A 17,354-nucleotide genomic window follows, 5' to 3' on the forward strand; every position below is an offset into this window, starting at 1 on the left:
GTTTAATTCCCGCTTCGCTGCAATTTGTTAGGGAAAAGTTGGTAGGGAGAAACTGTTATGACATTCAAGAAGATTTTGGCGGCGCTGGATCAATCTCCACTGGGGCAATCGATTTATGAACAGGCGCTAGAGCTGGCGAAAACGCAAAACGCTGAGCTGATGCTGTATCATGCGTTGAACCCTGATTTGATCCTGGGTCCGATGCTGCTGCCAGGCGAAATGGGGCTGGCTCCGCAACTGGTGACGCAAGCTTATGAGGCGCAGCAAAACTACCTGGAGCGGCAAACCCAAGAGGTGCGCGACTGGCTGAATGATCTGTGTCAAGGGGCGATCGCCCAGGGTGTGTCTACCCAATTTAGCTATCGCTGCACCGATGCCGGACGTGGCATTTGCGACTTGGCGAAAAGCTGGGATGCTGATTTGGTGCTGCTGGGTCGGCGCGGTCGCAGCGGCCTCACGGAAGCCCTCCTGGGCAGCGTCAGCAACTACGTGTTGCACCATGCGCCTTGTGCAGTGCTGGTCTTGCAAGCGACACCCACGCCCTTGACTGCCGTACAGTCCGACGTGGCCCAGACCGATTTGGCGAAAACCGCGCCCTTGTCTTAGCTAAAACGTGAGTTGAACCGCTTAGAAGGCGGGAGGAGGGAGGGCCGACAAGCCTCTATCCTCACTCACGTTAAATACATAGGTGCAGCAGCGTAGGCAATAGGAATTGGCGTAACCCCATTCCTTGTCCAACGGGAGCCAACCATGAGCCATCGTACTGCACCTGCTACGCCTGCTGCGTCTCCGCGTCGCCAGCGCCCCCTGCTCTGGGTGGGTCTGGTCGGTGTGCTAGCGCTGCTGGGCGGCGTGGTTTATCCAGAACTGCGAAACTCTGGAATTTACCGCAAGGGCGAGGCCGCCTACCAGACAGGCGACTGCCAAACGGCGATCGCCCAATTTACTCGCCTGCAAGACCTCAACGCCGAAAAATACGTGACTCGCGCCACCCCACTGCGTGGCGAATGCGAACAATTTTTGAAAATTGGCACGGATCAAGAAGCGGCCGGCCCCAGTGCCACCCTGGTCAGCTACAGCCAGTTTTTGACATTCAACCCCGACACTGCCCTCCGCGAAACCGTCCAGCAGCAAACCAGGACGCTGTTTCAGCAGCATAGCCCCGACGCGCTGGCCGATGAAAAAGTCTGTTCCAGCATGACGGCGCTAGTGAACCAAAACCTCATGGTTGACCCCGCAACCCAAGCCCCGTCACTGCACTTCGCCTGTGGCAAAAAGGATGAGGCGCAAAAAGACTACGCAGGCGCGATACAGCATTACGGCAGCGTGCTGAACGACTATCCCAACGCCGCCGAAGCGCGGGATGCTGAAGCGGCGATCGCCCGTACCCTAGTTGCCCAAGCCAATGAAACAGGCGCAGGCAAGATTCCACCGCCACAACCCCTGGGGTCTTCCGGCAACAGCAGCAGTGTGGTAAAAATTCGCAACGACTCGCCCAATGTATTACGCATTGTCTTTAGTGGCCCAGAACCGCAGTTTGCCGAATTGCCGCCCTGCCGTGACTGTCAGGTCTACAGCACGCCTCCCCGATCCTGCCCTGAAAAAGGCGCAGAGGGAACCTATACGCTAAAGCCTGGGCAATATAGCGTGCTGGTGCGGGCCGCAGACGACAGCAGCGTTACGCCGTTCACGGGCAACTGGTCGATGCAGCGAGGCAAGGCCTACAGCAGTTGCTTTTATTTGGTGCGGCGGCGCGTGTAGAACCACTGGGCCACGCAGAAACGAAGTCTTGGGTTAGAGAGGGCGATCGCCCTCTTTTTTGCGCTTGATCCAGTGTTTGATATAAAACTTTATGATTCACTATTGAGAACTATTCCGATTTGTGGGGTAGGCTTCTTATTGAGGATGTTTCTCATTAATCCTCGATGACTTGCAGTTCCTAACATGTGAGGACAGTTGTCTTTATGCAAACCTACGATAATCCCGATGTGAAATATGACTGGTGGGCTGGCAACGCCCGCTTTGCCAATCTCTCTGGATTGTTTATCGCAGCCCATGTAGCTCAGGCTGCACTCATCACCTTTTGGGCCGGTGCCTTCACCCTGTTTGAAATTTCCTGGTTTGACCCGACGCGCTCAATGGGCGAACAGGGATTAATCCTGCTGCCGCACCTGGCCACGCTCGGTCTGGGCGTAGGCAACGGTGGCGAAGTCATCGACACCTATCCTTACTTCGTGGTAGGTGCAGTGCATCTCATTTCGTCGGCTGTATTGGGCGCAGGGGCATTGTTCCATACCTTCCGAGCGCCCGAAGATCTATCCAAAGCCAGCGGTCGTGCCAAACTGTTCGATTTCAAATGGGATGATCCAAAACAGCTTGGCCTCATCCTAGGGCATCATCTCCTGTTTTTGGGCGCAGGAGCACTGCTGTTGGCGGCCAAGGCAATGTATTGGGGCGGACTGTATGATGCTGCAACGCAAACCGTGCGCCTGGTCACTAATCCAACGCTTAACCCTGCTGTGATTTATGGCTATCAAACCCATTTCGCCAGTATCAATAATCTGGAAGATTTGGTCGGTGGACATATCTATGTAGGGCTGATGCTAATTGGGGGCGGAATCTGGCATATCTTGGTGCCACCCCTGGGCTGGGCAAAGAAGGTGCTGATGTTTTCTGGAGAGGCAATCTTGTCCTACTCGCTGGGCGGCATCGCGCTGGCAGGCTTTGTCGCAGCCTATTTCTGCGCGGTCAATACGCTGGCCTATCCCGTTGAGTTCTACGGGCCGCCATTGGCGGTCAAGCTCGGTGTTGCGCCCTATTTCGCAGATACCGTCGAGCTTCCAATGGGGGCACACACCCCGCGCTGCTGGCTGGCAAATGCTCATTTCTTCCTGGCGTTTTTCTTTTTGCAGGGTCACCTGTGGCACGCGCTGCGGGCGATGGGCTTCGATTTTCGCCGTGTAGAACAGGCGCTGAATACGATTGAGGTGTAGGCTTGCAGCACAGGCTTGAACTGTAGGCTTGAACTGTAGGCTAAAGTGTAGGCAAAAATGCAGGCGGTTTGCAAGATTGCCGAACACTTCGCAGAATGTGATCATGAGTGTCTAGCACGGGTCTAGAAAATGAGTCTCGTACACTTGCGAGAAACTTTTTTCCTTGGCTCCAACGATCCATTGAGAAAGGAGAACACTTTTCTTTAGAACGTTCAATGGATAGAAGTCGGAGAGACTATGGCGAAGATTGGGCTATTTTTTGGAACGCAAACGGGTAATACTCAGACCATCGCAGAACAAATCCAAAAGGAATTTGGTGGCGACAGTGTGGTGGAACTGATCGACATTGCCGATGCTAGCCCTGAGGATTTTGAAGCGTATGAGTGTGTGATTGTGGGCTGCCCGACGTGGAACATTGGCGAACTGCAAAGCGATTGGGAAGGATTCTATGACGAGCTAGATGCGATCGCCTTTTCTGGCAAGAAGGTTGCGTACTTTGGCGCGGGCGATCAGGTCGGCTATGCAGACAATTTTCAGGATGCGATGGGCATTTTAGAAGAGAAGATTTCATCGCTGGGGGGCACAACAGTCGGCTATTGGCCGGTCGATGGCTATGATTTCAACGAGTCGAAAGCGGTACGCAATGGCAAGTTTGTAGGTCTGGCAATCGATGAAGATAACCAGTCTGACCTATCGGACGAGCGCGTGAAAACCTGGGTTGCTCAGCTCAAGCGAGAATTTGGTGTGTAGCACTGCGAGGCTTTTCAAGATTTCCTAAAAGCCGTTTTTCGTAGCGTGGCAGGCATTGGGATTGGGCGTTTAGCATCCTCCCGACTCCCCCTCTGCCCAATGCCTCGCAACTCAAATGCCAGATGAGGCCAAAAATCTAATTGACTTAAATTCTCATCTAGTGGCTCCATTCGTGTTTATCTTGCAAGGAATTCTGTATGTCTTCATCGCCCGATGCGCTGTGGCTCAGCGTCAGCCCTGCGCTGCAAAAATTCGATCGCCCGCTGCTGAAGCATCTGGCGCAATATGGAGTAGTTGCTCACTGGCAGTATTGCCAAACCCAGGACGAAGCCGTGTCGATGGCAGCGGCGCTGGTGCTACTGCATGACTATTTGAAGCAGGGCGATCGCCCAGTCCATCTACTCGGGCACGGCATCAGCGGCGCACTGGCCCTGCTCTATGCGCGGCGGCATCCTGAACGAGTGCGATCGCTCACCCTGCTCTCCGTCGGCGTATATCCGCTGGTAGACTGGCAGGCGCACTACTATAGCCGCTTTGCCCTACTGCCCTGTAGCCGCGAAACGGTGCTGGCGCAAATGGTGCCCACGCTATTTGGGCGACAATCCTGGCCAGTCACGCAAGACTTGATTCAGCTTTTGGAAAAAGACCTAGACAACTCACTGTCGCCCCACACGCTCTATCGGCGGGCAAGCTTGTTTCCTGGCGGAGTTCCCGTGCCGCTGCTGGTCTGCGGTGGCTCAGAAGACACGATTATCGACCCCAATGCGCTGGACGGCTGGCGACCCTGGCTCAAGGGTGAAGGCTTCTTTACAAAAGATGAAACAGGCTGGACACCACCGGGCGATCGCCTGTGGCAATGTCTGGGTGGGCGCTATTTCTTTCACTATCACTTTCCTCAGTCTACAGCTGAGCAAATTCTAGATTTTTGGCAATCCTTCTCACGTCTGCCTGCCCAATACCCTGCATTCGAGATTGCGTCTGCGGGCTAAGGGGGAAGCCTTCTGTCATCATTACCTCGCTCCTTACAGCTACGCTTACCAACATTATTCTCAAATGAATCCTCTCTGCATTCTTGGAATCTGGCTGATCACAGTCTGTTTTTGTCTATCCGTTTGTTTTGCAGTTCAGGATGGGATAGCGCGACTCAGGCGACTGCATCAGGTTCCGTGCAGCCGCTGTGCTTACTTTACTGGGGAGTATCACCTGAAATGTGCGGTGCATCCCTGTCGGGCGCTGTCGGAATTGGCCATCGACTGCACGGATTATGAACTCAAGACGATGCCACAGCCTGCAACCCTTCGAGTCGCTAATCTGATTCGACATCTGATGAAATAAATGTCGAATCGATTGGGTCGGTCTCCCAAGTTCTTTGGGCAGCACAGATCGCTCAAGCGTTTGGTTCTGTGGTATAACGTTAGAGAAAATGATAATCATTCTCATAGCTGCTAGCTGCTTTTCTAATCGTTTTCCCACTAGACCTGTACCTGAGGATGAGTACCATGACCCCTCCCAAAGCAACCTGGCAACAGGCAGGCTCGGCCATTCGCTATGTCTCTCCAAAGCGCATTTCCATTGTCGTTGCGTCGGCGATCGCCCTCGGTTTGGGCAGTTGCACCACTGCTTCCACTAGCAACAATGCCGAATCTCAGCCGCCGATAGCCGCCGCCGATACACCAGAACTCCGGGTCGTCACCACGTTTATCCCAATGACCCAGTTCACAAAGGCCGTGGCGGGCGATCGCGCTGAGGTGACGCAACTGCTGCCCACCAATGTTGGCCCGCACGACTATCAAGCCCGCCCCGAAGATGCCCAGCGGATTGCCCAGGCCGATGTGTTGGTGAAAAACGGTCTGGAAATGGAGTCATTTTTGGACAGCCTGATTGAAAATGCAGGAAATGCAGATCTGAAAGTGATTGACTCCAGCGCTGGGATTGCCACAATTACAACTGAATCTATTGAAGGAGAGGCGCACGATCACGGGCACAGCCATAGTCACGCTCATAATCACGCCCATGATCATGCTGAAGCAGCAGCAAGCCAACCAACTGCCCATCGCCACAGCCACGGTGAGTTTAACCCGCACATCTGGCTCGATCCGAAGCGGGCCATTCAGCAAGTCGAAACTATTCGCGACGGGCTGATTGCTGCCGACCCCGATGGGCAAGCCGTTTACACTGCCAATGCAGCCGCCTACATTCAGCAGTTGCAGGCGCTAGATGAAGAGATTACCCAACAGCTCCGGCCGTTTGCCAACAAAACGTTTGTTGCCTTTCATGACTTTGCGCCTTACTTTGCCGAAAGCTATGGGCTAAAGGCTGAGTTTCTAGTGGATGTGCCCGATGTCAACCCGTCGCCCCAGGATGTGAAGCGCGTCATGGATACGGTAAAAGCCAGTAATCTCAAAACGCTGCTGACGGAGCCTCAAAGTGGAGAAGATGTGTTTGCGGCGATCGCCCAAGACCTGGACGTGAATATCAGCACCTTTGACCCGATGGAAACAGGCGGCCCCGAAGCCTTGCAGCCGGACTACTACATCGCCACCATGCGGCAGAACGTGAAGGCGCTGGTGTCTGCGTTTACAGACGGATCAACGCAATCGGTCTTGCCACACTGGACGATTCAGAAAACCAGGGCTGTGCTGCCGCAGCGAGTCAGTCTGAGGTTCTAGCCCGTCGTCTAGCCCAACGTCCTAGCCCGCTGTCTAACCCACTATCCAGCCTACAATGCAACAAATCTTAGCGCATCAGGGCAGGGCCAACGATGCTTTGCTGGGATAGGATGGCTCCTTCGGCGAGTTTGATAGAGCCGAAGGTCAAACCCGCAAAACCCAGCGCCATCAGCATTGCCAGGACAGCAAACCCAATCCAGCCGCCATGCTCTGCTTCTGCGGGGTGGCTGGATTTTTCTGCGACAGAGAATGGGGCCGGGTCGGGTGAGGCATCGATTGACAATCCGGGAGCATCAGTGGTGTAGAACATGGGAGCGTTTGGAGGAGGTTGTAGACGGGGTTGTAGAGGAAGTTATAGAGGGGTGTCGAGGCATACCTCTGGCTGACGAGCTACCGCTTTGGAGCCATAAATTATTTATAGGACGAAAAGGGCGATCGCTCTATTCAGAAAAGTTAAGGAGTGAAGCCGGAAAAAAGTCCTTAACTTTTCAGTATCGCGCTGACCGGGGCGATCGCTCTATAACCAAAGCATCGAACGAAACGCACCTCACACTATCTCACTTCCAGGAGACACAACCATGAATCTGACCTACCGTGGTACCGAATACATTGCCAGCAACCAACTGCCCACCAAAAGCCAAAGCTTCAACGGCTGCTATCGCGGCGCAGAGATGACGATGCACTCCCCCTCTAAACTGCCTACACAGGTGTTCGTAAATCTGACCTATCGCGGCGCACAATATCGTGCCGAAGCAAAGCCTAGCTTTAGCAATGAGAACATTCTGGCTATCTAGGTTAAGCGGTTCTGGCTAAAGGTTCTGAACGCTCGACTGATCCCTCAACATACTTACCTGGTTATTCCCACACAAGTAAATGGCGATCGCTCTTTTTGGAGGGCGATCGCTTTTTTATCTGAGTTTATCTGCCTCAAATGCAGAATTCCTGTACTCGCTAAATGACTAATCCAAAATCTAAAATCTAAAATCTGTATACCCTTCCAGCCACCAAAAATATGGCGGTACAGGAGGGCAAGACATCCGCGCCTCCTGACTATCCGACCTTACATTAAGGAGAAATCTACATGGAATCGATGCAATCCGAACGGTTCACTGCAACCTATATCGAGGAGATTCCCCCCAGCGACCTGGCCATGACCGAACTTTCTGAGGCTGATCTGGATGAGTGCGCGGGCGGTCTGAGCCTGGGCGATTTCAGCAGCCTAATGGACGGGTCATCCAGTTTCTTTGGGCAAGAACGGCTGTCTCTGGGCCAGGCGACCTTTGCGGGCCCAAATGGTAGCGGCACGATTTCGACCCTCGACTTCGAGCGCACGATTTCTGGCGCAAATCGATTCACATCTCTCGGTAAATAGATAAGCCCACAGGGGTCACTGCTGGTGTCGTGCGATTGTCCTTTTGAATCGATAACGCGCCAGTGTGACCCTGTGCAGTAAAACGCCTAAGTGTTGAATTCGGACAGTCCCATGTCTCATGCGCCTCAGTTTTATCCGGCGGAACCGCCTCCATCCACCGCTGCTCCCATCGAGTTGTCAGAGCAAGATCTAGCGCAAATTTCAGGCGGGGTCGATTTATCCCTCACCCTGGTCAGATTTGATGGCAGCGATGAACTGTCTTTAGTATCTACTGAGTCGGACTACGCGGCTCTGTCGCAAGCCAGCCAGTCTTCGCAGACGCGCTTCTCCGTGTTCCAGATTAATCTGACAGGATTTGACTCAACGAATAGCCTGATGAAAGCGTTGTCCAGCATTGGCAGGCTATTTGGCTATTAGAGACCGTATCTTGTCTGTTCCTTATTTCTTGCTCTCATGACGATCGGGAGGTTATCAATGACTTGTTTGTTGCTTGAGGAACTGGATTCCTCAGATTTGAATTGGCTAGTGCAGGCCGCAACGTATCGCAGCGTTCCCGCAGAAACGTTTTTGGTTGATTCCGCTCAGCCGTCTGACTATGTGTTTTTGATTCTCGAAGGCATGGTGGCGATCGCCTCGCCAATTCGACAAGCGGCGATCGCCCACTCGTTCGAGAAAGCATCCTCTTCGGAATCATGGTCAGCTACTACACTTTCGCAAGTCCTGCCGGGTGACTTTGCCAACCTGTCTACGATTTTGGATTCTAGATTGCTTCCTTACTCGATTATTTCTGAGTCTCCGTGCCAGGTTCTTTGCATTCCGCGTGCCGTGCTGCTGCAAAAGCTCCAGGAAGACGCAAGCTTTGCATCCCGGTTTTATCGAACCGTTGCGCTGTTGATGTCGGCTCGAAATCGGCGACTGGTGCGCGAGTTTGAGTATCAGAACCTTCCCGTCCGGCGATCGCCCCTGCGGCAATCTATTACCTTATTTGCTGAATTGCAGGACAGCGATTTGGACTGGCTGGCAACAGTAGGAATGGTTCAATCCCTGCCAGCGCAGACGGTGCTGCTGTCTACGGGGCGATCGCCCGATGCGTTACACATTGTCCTGGAGGGAGCGCTGCTGCTGAGCCAGCCTGTCGAAGTATCTAGCCTGGTTGCCCAAACGCTTGCACCTGCTGAAAATCCCTCTGCACCCCATCAAGAAATTGCACGGCTGTCGCGGGGCGATCTGGTGGGCGAGATGCAGTTGGTCAATGCCCATGACCTGACGCTCTGTGCCAGCGCTCTGCGCGATTCGCAGGTGTTGTCGATTCCGCGCTGGCGACTGGCGGCAAAACTGCTGCACGATCCTAGCTTTGCTACGCGGTTTTACCGGGTGCTGGCCACATTACTCGCTACGGAATATGAGGCAATGCTGCATCAGCTTTATGCCGCAACCCTGGGTTCCGCAGATGAAAGGGCAGAACCGATGGGCAATCGCGACGATTTGAGTAGCCGTTTACTGACCCGCATTTCTCTTGCCGAAGCGCGGTTTGAGTGGCTGCTCAAGCGAATTCAAGCGCAACAAGAAAACGGGAGAGACTTGCAATGGTAATGCCAGAAAACAGTTTGCCAAATCCTTCACTCAGTTCATCCGGGGGGCATTCATCTGCAAGTCCAATATCACCAACACCTGTGAACTCCTCTGCAAAAAACAAGCTGTTTCGCACAGAAGCGTTAGAGCGCAGCGCTTCCCCAGAGCAGCTCGATCAACTGGTGCAAGTTGTCAGTCCCAAGCGCTGGCTGTCCTTACTCGCACTGGGTACGATTGTGATCAGCGGTACGGTCTGGAGCGTGCTGGGTCGCATTCCCATTACTGTTCCGGGACAGGGGGTTTTAGTGCCCCTTCCCGTTGCCCAGTTGGGGCCCGATCAATGGCGCGTTGATCCGAGTCAAATCATTCGCGTTCAGGTTCCCACGTCTGGGCGTTTGCTGACGCTGCCTGTGCGAATGGGCGATCGCGTCCAGCCAGGTGACGTACTGGCAACGGTGGATCAGTCGGAGATCAAGCAGCAGTTGCAGCTTTCGCGAGAAAAGCTGGCCCAGCTTCAGCGGCAGGATGAGGAAGCCCGCACCGCCCAACTTCAGCGCGATCGCTTTGAACAGGCGGCGATCGCCCAACAGCGGCAGGCACTCCAGCAGAGCCTACGCACGGTGCAATCCCTCACGCCCGTCATCCGCGAAAAGGGCATCGAAGCCATTCAGCAGGAGCGGACTGCGCTAGAACAGCGGCTCCAAGCCCTGCGCGACCAGTTGCCCACCTACGAGCAGCGCTGGCAAGCCCGCCAAACCGCCCACGAAGAAGGCGCACTGTCTCGCGATATGGTGCTACAAGCAGAGCAGGAATACCTCAACGCCCGCGCCCAGCTAAATCAGGCAGAATCCCAACTCAAGCAGCTTGACGTAAAGGAAGCCGATGCCCAGCGTGAGTATCTCCGCAGCGAAAACCAGAGTAACGAGTTGCAGGCGCAAATCAAGAACCTGGAAACCCAGGCGGCGGCGCGACGAGAGCAGGATTTAATCGCCAATACGGCGCGGCAAAAGGAGATCCAGGAAACCCAGCGGGCGATCGCCCAGCTAGAGCTACAGCTTCAGAGAAACAGCGAAATCACCAGCCCCTATGATGGGCAAGTGCTAGAAGTCTCTGCCAAACCGGGCGAGCGACTAGAGGCGGGCGCAAGCATCGTCACGCTGTCGGCCCAAGGCGATGCTACGCCGCTGGTGGGGGTGATGTTCTTACCCGTCAGCGAAGGTAAGAAAATTATGCCAGGGATGACCGTGCAGTTAACCCCTACCACCGTTAAGCGGGAAGAATACGGCGGCATTCAGGGGCAAGTGTTTGAAGTGTCTAAGTTTCCGCTGACTCGGGCCGGAGCCGCCAGCTTAGTCGGCAATCCCGATATCTTACCTGCCTTAATGAATGAGCAGCCCCATCTGGCTATTTTTGTGCGGCTAGAAACCCGCGAATCGGGGCGGCAGTCCGACGACACGCTCCAGTATGTCTGGTCGTCTTCCAACGGGCCGCGCCAGGCGATTACAGCAGGCACAACGGCGACCGGACGCATCACCACCGAAGCGCGATCGCCCATTTCCTACGTGCTGCCCATTTTCAAATCGCTGACGGGGATGAGCTAGCATGACTCCACAACTTCTACAACCTTCCCCCCCAAGCTGGGCCCAGCGATTTCAAAAGGTTTCCCAAGCCCTCCAGCAGGCTTCCCAGCACTGCAAACAGCTTCCCCAACACCTCCGCCAGCTTCCGCACACGCTTCGGCAACTGCCCACCACCCTCTGGGGGCACGGCCGCATCTATCGCGTTCCCACGGTGCTGCAAATGGAGGCGGTGGAATGCGGAGCCGCATCGCTGGGGATGATTTTGGCCTATCATGGGGCGATCGCCCCTCTTGCTGACCTGCGTCAAGCTTGCGGTATCTCCCGCGACGGCAGCAAAGCCTCAAACTTACTCAACGCCGCCCGCAGCTACGGGCTGGATGCAAAAGGCTTTAAGCTAGATCTTGCCGGACTGCAACGGCTAAAGCCACCGTTTATCGTCTACTGGAATTTCAACCATTTTTTGGTCGTGCAAGGGTTCCATCGCCAGCGGGTCTATTTGAACGATCCGGCAACGGGCCCACGCACCGTTTCTCTCGCCGAATTCAGCGAAGCGTTTACGGGCGTAGTGCTGACCTTTGCGCCGGGTGCTGAGTTTCAAAAAGGTGGACAAAAACCAAGCGTGTTGCGAGCGCTGAAGCAGCGGCTGCGGGGTTCCGTCGGCTCGCTGATGTTCTGTGTTGCCGTAGGATTTCTGCTGGTGTTGCCGGGGCTAGCGATGCCCGCATTCTCTCAAGTGTTTGTGGACGAGGTGCTGCTGAAAGGGCGACAGGACTGGCTGCGTCCGCTGGTGTTCGTGATGCTATTCACCGCAGCGGTCACCGGACTGCTCACGCGCTTGCAACTTCAGCTACTCCGCCGTTTGCGAGTCAAGCTGGCGATGGGCATGTCCAGTCGTTTTCTCTGGCATCTGCTTTACCTTCCGGTTAGCTTTTATGATCAGCGCTATGCAGGCGAAATCAGCAGTCGCGTCCAGCTAAACGATCGCCTTGCCGGATTGCTATCCGGACAGCTTGCAACCACGGTAATCTCTGCCGTCATGGTCATCTTTTATGGACTGGTCATGTGGCAGTACGACGGCATCCTGACATTGATTGGAATTGCGTTCGTTTGTATTAACCTGCTGGCATTACAGGCAGTCTCTCGCTTCCGTACTGATACCAATCTTCGGCTGATGCAAGAACAGGGCAAGGTAAACGGTGTGGCAATGTCCGGCTTGCAAAGTATCGAAACGCTCAAGGCATCCGGTTTAGAGTCAGACTTTTTCACGCGCTGGGCCGGCTACTATGCCAAGCTGCTGAATGCGCGTCAGGACCTGGACAGCCTCAATCAAAAACTCGGCGTGTTGCCCACCTTGCTGACCAGCCTCAGCACCATGCTGCTGCTCGTCGTCGGCGGTTTCCGCGTGATGGAGGGCTACCTCAGCATCGGGATGCTGGTGGCGTTTCAATCCCTGATTCAGCAGTTCATGCAGCCTGTCAGTCAACTGATTCGGCTGGGCGGCGACTTTCAAGACTTGGAAGGGACGCTGACCCGCCTGGATGATGTCTTGCAGAATCCCAAAGATCCGCTTCTAGAACAGCACATGACACCCACCTACAACTCACCTGCCATGTCTCACGCCACTCCTGCTTCGGAACAAACCCACGCTCTCGCTACCTCTCCCACCCTCACCAAACTTGAAGGCTATCTGGACATTCATAACCTTACCTTTGGCTATAGCCGCACGGCACCGCCGCTGATTGAAAATTTCTGTCTGTCGCTCCAGCCGGGTCAGCGGGTCGCACTAGTGGGCGGCAGTGGTTCCGGCAAATCGACGATCGCTAAACTGGTGTGCGGACTCTATCAGCCCTGGACAGGCGAGATTTACTTTGACGGACAGCCGCGCCAGAGCCTCCCGCGTTCTGTACTGGCAAATTCCCTGGCGATGATTGAGCAAGAGGTGCTGCTGTTTGCAGGCAGCGTGCGCGACAATCTGACCCTGTGGGACACAACGCTTTCCGATCAACAACTGATTCAAGCCTGTCGGGATGCTGCGGTACACGACATTATCTTATCTATGCCAGGGGGCTATGGGGCGGAACTGTCGGAAGGTGCAACGAATCTCAGCGGCGGACAGCGGCAGCGTTTGGAAATTGCGCGGGCGCTGGTCAGCAATCCTTCAATTCTGGTCATGGATGAGGCGACAAGCGCCCTGGACACAGAAACGGAACGCATCATTGATTACAACCTGCGGCTACGCGGATGCACCTGTCTCATTGTGGCGCACCGCCTCAGCACCATTCGAGACTGTGATGAAATCATCGTGCTGGAACGCGGAAAAGTGGTTCAGCGAGGCAGCCATGACCAGCTTAAGGCGCAGGAAGGCCCCTATCTCCAACTCATTCGCAGCGAAGGCGGCTCGATTGAATAACTTGCAGATTGCAATCTGAAAAATAAGATAGAAGGAACGCAGGAATGCTGACAGAAGAGAGACAGCTTGAGCCAATTCATCCCTCCCGCTCGCTGCACGGAAATGAACCCTTACTGCTAGACCACCAGACAGTTTGGCAGGTACAATCCGGTTCACTGGCGCTGTTTGCTGTGCCAATGCAAGATGGAATTCCACGCGGGCGGCGGCGATACTTGTTCAGCGTCAACGCGGGCGAGGCTGTATTTGCAGCCGACACAGCCGAGTTTAGCAAATCGGGGTTATCGCAGCCGTATCAACTGATGGCGGTGGCCCTGGAAGAGACGGATCTGGCAGGGCGATCGCCCTCCGAGTTCCTCCAATGGCTGCACGACGAACCGCAGGTAGCCCAGCGGCAGATCGAGGGCTGGGTTCATCGGTTGGGCACCACGCTGGCAGGAATGACCGCAACAAAGATGCCAACACCGATGAATCGATATGGCGTGCTGGGTGCGGGAGAAGTGTTTCAGCCGCCTCAGGGTGCCGTAACCTGGGTGCGCGTGCTGCAAGGAACTGCAATGCTGCAAGGGGTGTCGAGTTTGCCACTGGAACTGGGGGTGTGGCTGCCGCTGGAACGACATCTCTGGCTCCAAGCTAGCGATATTGTAGAACTGGAAACCTGCACCAGTGAAGCCCGGTCGGCGATCGCCCTGATAGCTGGACTGAGCCATCTGCAAGCAAAGGTGATGCAGGGAATCCAGATGCTCGAAGCTCAGGAACAACATCAGGAACTCGCACGCTATCGCGAACGGCAGCAGCTCAATACGGAAGCGGTGGCGCGGACGCTGGACGAACTATCGACCGTGTTTGATGCTGCGCCCACTTCGTCAGAACATACATTCTCAGGACATGCAGCAGACGCGGCGATCGCCACGAACCCAGAAATGGCGCTACTGGCGGCGGCTGGGGCCGTGGGGCGGGCCCTGGGGATTGCCATTTCACCCCCTGGCAAGTCAGAAGATCTGCGGCGGCTAAAAGATCCCATCGAGGCGATCGCCCGTGCCTCCCACATCCGCATTCGCCGCGTCACCCTGCGACAGGGCTGGTGGCATCAGGACGGTGGCCCGCTGCTGGCCTACTCGCTAGAAGACGGCCGTCCCGTGGCGCTGCTGCCTCGCTCTGCCTCGCGCTACGAACTGCTTGACCCGCTGCGCCAAACTTGCACGATCTGCGATGCCCGCGCTGCGGAAACCCTTGCGCCCACTGCCTACACCTTCTATCGCCCGCTGCCCGCCGTCGCCAAGCCCCTGGCGCTGCTGAAATTTGCCCTGCGGGGACATTTCAAAGAACTGTGGGTCGTGCTGCTGGCCGGGCTGGGGGCAACGCTGCTGGGCATGGTCACGCCCCAGGCAACGGCCCTGCTGATCGATCAGGCCATTCCTGATGCCAACCGCAGCTTGCTGCTGCAAATCGCGCTGGGGCTGCTGGCTACGGCGATCGGTGCGACCCTGTTTCAGATCACCCAGAGCATTGCGCTGATGCGGCTGGAAACCGTTGCCGATGCCTCAACCCAGGCGGCAGTGTGGGATCGACTGCTAGCGCTGCGGCTGTCCTTCTTTCGGCAATATTCCATCGGCGATCTGAGCGCAAGGGTGTCTGCCGTCAGCCAAATTCGGCAAAAATTGGGCAATACTATTCTCAAAAGCTTGTTCTCTGGCATATTCTCGCTGCTGAACCTGGGTCTGCTGTTTTACTACAGTCCGCCCCTAGCGGCGATCGCCCTCCTCGTTGCCCTGATTAACATCGGCGTGACGGTCATCTCCAGTATCCTGACCCTGCGAAAGGCACGTCCCCTGCTCGATCGCCAGGGCAAACTGCAAGGCATCATGAGAGAAATCATCAACGGCGTGGCAAAATTTCGTGTTGCCGGAGCAGAGACTCGCGCCTTTGCCTATTGGGGACGGCAATACAGCCAGCAGTTGAAGCTAACGCTGGCATCGCAGGGCATTGAGGATAATCTGGCAGTGATCAATAACTTGTTATCTGCCTTAACGCCAGCCGTCTTGTTTGCATTCGCAGTACAGTTACTTCAGCAATCCCAACCTCAGGACGGCAGCTTTTCCATCGGCACGTTTCTAGCGTTCAATGCCGCGTTCGGTACGTTTATCGGTGGGGCGACCAGTCTCAGCACTACAGTAGTCGATGTGATGGAAGTGTTACCCATCTGGCAGCGGGCATTACCTATTCTTCATGCCGTACCAGAAGTGGCGGATGACAAGGCCGATCCGGATCGTTTAACCGGGCAAGTTGCTGTCGATCGCGCGGTGTTTCGCTATCGCGAAGACGGACCGCTGACGCTGGATAATGTGAGCATTCACGCCGATCCGGGAGAGTTCATTGCGCTGGTGGGCCCATCGGGCAGTGGCAAATCGACGCTGTTTCGGCTGCTGCTGGGCTTTGACACGCCAGAGTCGGGCACGGTCTATTATGACGGACAGGATTTGTCTGGGCTGGATATGCAAGCGGTGCGACGACAGCTTGGTGTGGTGCTGCAAAATAGCCGCCTAATGTCTGCATCGATTTTTGAAAACATTGCCAGCGGGGCGCTGATTGGCATGGAGGAAGCCTGGGAAGCAGCCCGCATGGCAGGACTGGCCGATGACGTGCAGGCGATGCCGATGGGAATGCACACGGTCGTCAGCGAGGGCGGCACAAACCTTTCGGGTGGACAGCGCCAGCGCTTGCTAATTGCCCGCGCCCTGGCCCTGCGTCCCCGCATTCTGCTGTTTGACGAAGCCACCAGCGCCCTGGATAACCGCACCCAAGCCATTGTCAGCGAGAGTCTGGATCGCTTGCGCGTGACACGAATTGTGGTGGCACACCGTCTCAGCACGATTCGCAATGCCAATCGCATTTACGTCCTGCAAAACGGCCGCGTCATGCAGGAGGGCGACTTTGAGGCGCTGGCCACCCAGCCTGGATTGTTTAGCCAACTGATTCAGCGCCAGCGCGTTTAGCCGATCGTCTCGCTCAGCCCCAATACCGTTATGCAACCGTTTATTCCTCCTGTTTGCACCAGTGTTGCTTATCAGCGATCGCCCCAACCCACGCCGCCCAGTTTTCCCCTAACTACAGGATTCTGGCTGCTCACAATTCCGCTGCTGAGCGCGGCGATCTCTGTGTTCATTAAGCAGAAGCGCGATCGCCATCGATGGCAGCAAATCATTATGCTAGAGCGTCTGTTTCAAGATGCGGGCTAGTCCTCCGGCAATTCACCAAAGCGTTCGCGATAGCGTTCCAGTTGTGCTTCCAGTTCTTCAGCCCGCTGTCGCTCTGCCTGGGCGATCGCCTCTGCTTCCTGACGGCTTAGCGTTTCCTGTCGTAGCGCATCTGCCATTTCTTCAGGAAGCAGCAGTTTCTCGCCCGTATCTAGCCGATAAAACGCGATCAACTTGCCTTCAGCGACAAGGCGCAGTTGCAGCGGCTGGCACTGCCCGTCTGTAATTGGTTCGTATACCGATTCCTCTTGTCCAGCAAACGTGGTGAAGTCATGCAAGCGATAGCCCCGCAGTTTTTCGGGAATCCACTCGCCCTTTGGGTCAAACTGCCAATATTCCTGCACACCCAGTTGAAGATACAGGTCTTTCTTGAAGGTTTCGTCCTTTATTCGCGTGCTGGGGGAAGTAATTTCAAAAATAACGCTGGGGACTGTGCCTTCTTCCCAAATCTTGAAACTGTCGCGGCCGCCTGGTTCCACCCCAAAGATCACCATTACATCGGGCGCAGTGCGGGCGCGGGGATAGCCCTGTGCATAGTACAAGAACTGGTTTCCCAGGACGGTTGCTTGCTGCCCACGCAAGTATTGCTTCAGCACTTCCAGCGTGATCAGCAGCGCATATAAATGGTCAAAGGTTTCCGCCACAGGAGAGCCATCCCCAGTGGGATAAACAATATCTGTAGATTGGCTAGCCGTTTTGGGTGCAGAAGAAGAAACCGTCATCGCACAGCACCAGCACAATATACTCTAACTTA

Annotated in this window: 16 protein-coding genes; 14 read left to right on the plus strand and 2 right to left on the minus strand. The window is 55.4% G+C overall.

The features are described from left to right. Nucleotides 1–57: 57 nt before the first annotated feature. The 6 genes from IGS16_RS12765 (at nucleotide 58) to IGS16_RS12790 (ending at nucleotide 6,412) form a co-directional block, all read left to right on the plus strand. Nucleotides 58–606 (plus strand): universal stress protein, encoded by a 549-nt coding sequence (locus IGS16_RS12765; protein WP_297085974.1) that lies wholly within the window; start codon nucleotides 58–60, stop codon nucleotides 604–606. Between the two features lie 144 nt (nucleotides 607–750). Then, on the plus strand, nucleotides 751–1,761 hold the full coding sequence (locus IGS16_RS12770) for a hypothetical protein (RefSeq protein ID WP_297085976.1): 1,011 nt from the start codon (nucleotides 751–753) through the stop codon (nucleotides 1,759–1,761). Nucleotides 1,762–1,964: 203 nt separating this feature from the next. Then, on the plus strand, nucleotides 1,965–2,993 hold the full coding sequence (locus IGS16_RS12775) for a chlorophyll a/b binding light-harvesting protein (RefSeq protein WP_297085977.1): 1,029 nt from the start codon (nucleotides 1,965–1,967) through the stop codon (nucleotides 2,991–2,993). Between the two features lie 237 nt (nucleotides 2,994–3,230). Beyond that, on the plus strand, nucleotides 3,231–3,743 hold the full coding sequence (gene fldA / locus IGS16_RS12780) for a flavodoxin FldA (RefSeq protein WP_297085978.1): 513 nt from the start codon (nucleotides 3,231–3,233) through the stop codon (nucleotides 3,741–3,743). A gap of 197 nt (nucleotides 3,744–3,940) precedes the next feature. Continuing rightward, entirely contained in the window at nucleotides 3,941–4,732 is a 792-nt protein-coding gene (locus IGS16_RS12785) for an alpha/beta fold hydrolase (RefSeq protein ID WP_297085980.1), read from the plus strand. 510 nt (nucleotides 4,733–5,242) lie between these two features. Then, on the plus strand, nucleotides 5,243–6,412 hold the full coding sequence (locus tag IGS16_RS12790; protein WP_297085982.1) for a zinc ABC transporter substrate-binding protein: 1,170 nt from the start codon (nucleotides 5,243–5,245) through the stop codon (nucleotides 6,410–6,412). A gap of 67 nt (nucleotides 6,413–6,479) precedes the next feature. Here the strand turns inward: IGS16_RS12790 and IGS16_RS12795 are convergent, their stop codons facing one another. Continuing rightward, nucleotides 6,480–6,722 carry a hypothetical protein gene (locus IGS16_RS12795; protein ID WP_297085985.1) on the minus strand — a complete coding sequence of 81 codons (243 nt, stop codon included), beginning with the start codon at nucleotides 6,720–6,722 and terminating at the stop codon, nucleotides 6,480–6,482. A 268-nt stretch (nucleotides 6,723–6,990) separates the two neighbouring features. On the opposite strand from IGS16_RS12795, the gene IGS16_RS12800 reads away from it, so the two are divergent. The 8 genes from IGS16_RS12800 to IGS16_RS12835 all read left to right on the plus strand — a co-directional run bounded on the left by IGS16_RS12800 (nucleotide 6,991) and on the right by IGS16_RS12835 (nucleotide 16,582). Continuing rightward, on the plus strand, nucleotides 6,991–7,206 hold the full coding sequence (locus IGS16_RS12800; RefSeq protein WP_297085987.1) for a DUF4278 domain-containing protein: 216 nt from the start codon (nucleotides 6,991–6,993) through the stop codon (nucleotides 7,204–7,206). Nucleotides 7,207–7,493: 287 nt separating this feature from the next. Then, nucleotides 7,494–7,784 carry a CTB family bacteriocin gene (locus IGS16_RS12805; RefSeq protein WP_068507239.1) on the plus strand — a complete coding sequence of 97 codons (291 nt, stop codon included), beginning with the start codon at nucleotides 7,494–7,496 and terminating at the stop codon, nucleotides 7,782–7,784. Nucleotides 7,785–7,895: 111 nt separating this feature from the next. Next, on the plus strand, nucleotides 7,896–8,201 hold the full coding sequence (locus IGS16_RS12810) for a bacteriocin (RefSeq protein ID WP_297085991.1): 306 nt from the start codon (nucleotides 7,896–7,898) through the stop codon (nucleotides 8,199–8,201). Between the two features lie 57 nt (nucleotides 8,202–8,258). After that, nucleotides 8,259–9,377 (plus strand): cyclic nucleotide-binding domain-containing protein, encoded by a 1,119-nt coding sequence (locus IGS16_RS12815; RefSeq protein WP_297085992.1) that lies wholly within the window; start codon nucleotides 8,259–8,261, stop codon nucleotides 9,375–9,377. An 80-nt stretch (nucleotides 9,378–9,457) separates the two neighbouring features. Further along, nucleotides 9,458–10,957, plus strand: a complete 1,500-nt coding sequence (locus IGS16_RS12820) for an NHLP bacteriocin system secretion protein (RefSeq protein ID WP_297085994.1) — start codon at nucleotides 9,458–9,460, stop codon at nucleotides 10,955–10,957. A gap of 1 nt (nucleotide 10,958) precedes the next feature. Next, entirely contained in the window at nucleotides 10,959–13,346 is a 2,388-nt protein-coding gene (locus tag IGS16_RS12825; RefSeq protein ID WP_297085996.1) for an NHLP family bacteriocin export ABC transporter peptidase/permease/ATPase subunit, read from the plus strand. A gap of 44 nt (nucleotides 13,347–13,390) precedes the next feature. After that, complete coding sequence (locus IGS16_RS12830; protein ID WP_297085998.1) at nucleotides 13,391–16,339, plus strand: NHLP bacteriocin export ABC transporter permease/ATPase subunit; 2,949 nt, start codon at nucleotides 13,391–13,393, stop codon at nucleotides 16,337–16,339. A gap of 30 nt (nucleotides 16,340–16,369) precedes the next feature. Continuing rightward, entirely contained in the window at nucleotides 16,370–16,582 is a 213-nt protein-coding gene (locus tag IGS16_RS12835) for a hypothetical protein (RefSeq protein ID WP_297086000.1), read from the plus strand. On the opposite strand, the gene IGS16_RS12840 is transcribed toward IGS16_RS12835, so the two are convergent. After that, nucleotides 16,579–17,322, minus strand: a complete 744-nt coding sequence (locus tag IGS16_RS12840) for a Uma2 family endonuclease (RefSeq protein ID WP_297086002.1) — start codon at nucleotides 17,320–17,322, stop codon at nucleotides 16,579–16,581. The genes IGS16_RS12835 and IGS16_RS12840 overlap by 4 nt on opposite strands. Nucleotides 17,323–17,354: the final 32 nt, after the last annotated feature.

The organism is Thermoleptolyngbya sp. C42_A2020_037, from assembly GCF_015272455.1.
GTDB lineage: Bacteria > Cyanobacteriota > Cyanobacteriia > Elainellales > Elainellaceae > Thermoleptolyngbya.

Excerpts from the sequence above, each read along its gene's own strand:
- IGS16_RS12765 (WP_297085974.1), top strand. The coding sequence starts at position 58 with ATGACATTCAAGAAGATTTTGGCGGCGCTGGATCAATCTCCACTGGGG.
- IGS16_RS12770 (WP_297085976.1), top strand. The coding sequence starts at position 751 with ATGAGCCATCGTACTGCACCTGCTACGCCTGCTGCGTCTCCGCGTCGC.
- IGS16_RS12775 (WP_297085977.1), top strand. The coding sequence starts at position 1,965 with ATGCAAACCTACGATAATCCCGATGTGAAATATGACTGGTGGGCTGGC.
- fldA (WP_297085978.1), top strand. The coding sequence starts at position 3,231 with ATGGCGAAGATTGGGCTATTTTTTGGAACGCAAACGGGTAATACTCAG.
- IGS16_RS12785 (WP_297085980.1), top strand. The coding sequence starts at position 3,941 with ATGTCTTCATCGCCCGATGCGCTGTGGCTCAGCGTCAGCCCTGCGCTG.
- IGS16_RS12790 (WP_297085982.1), top strand. The coding sequence starts at position 5,243 with ATGACCCCTCCCAAAGCAACCTGGCAACAGGCAGGCTCGGCCATTCGC.
- IGS16_RS12795 (WP_297085985.1), bottom strand. The coding sequence starts at position 6,722 with ATGTTCTACACCACTGATGCTCCCGGATTGTCAATCGATGCCTCACCC.
- IGS16_RS12800 (WP_297085987.1), top strand. The coding sequence starts at position 6,991 with ATGAATCTGACCTACCGTGGTACCGAATACATTGCCAGCAACCAACTG.
- IGS16_RS12805 (WP_068507239.1), top strand. The coding sequence starts at position 7,494 with ATGGAATCGATGCAATCCGAACGGTTCACTGCAACCTATATCGAGGAG.
- IGS16_RS12810 (WP_297085991.1), top strand. The coding sequence starts at position 7,896 with ATGTCTCATGCGCCTCAGTTTTATCCGGCGGAACCGCCTCCATCCACC.
- IGS16_RS12815 (WP_297085992.1), top strand. The coding sequence starts at position 8,259 with ATGACTTGTTTGTTGCTTGAGGAACTGGATTCCTCAGATTTGAATTGG.
- IGS16_RS12825 (WP_297085996.1), top strand. The coding sequence starts at position 10,959 with ATGACTCCACAACTTCTACAACCTTCCCCCCCAAGCTGGGCCCAGCGA.
- IGS16_RS12830 (WP_297085998.1), top strand. The coding sequence starts at position 13,391 with ATGCTGACAGAAGAGAGACAGCTTGAGCCAATTCATCCCTCCCGCTCG.
- IGS16_RS12835 (WP_297086000.1), top strand. The coding sequence starts at position 16,370 with ATGCAACCGTTTATTCCTCCTGTTTGCACCAGTGTTGCTTATCAGCGA.
- IGS16_RS12840 (WP_297086002.1), bottom strand. The coding sequence starts at position 17,322 with ATGACGGTTTCTTCTTCTGCACCCAAAACGGCTAGCCAATCTACAGAT.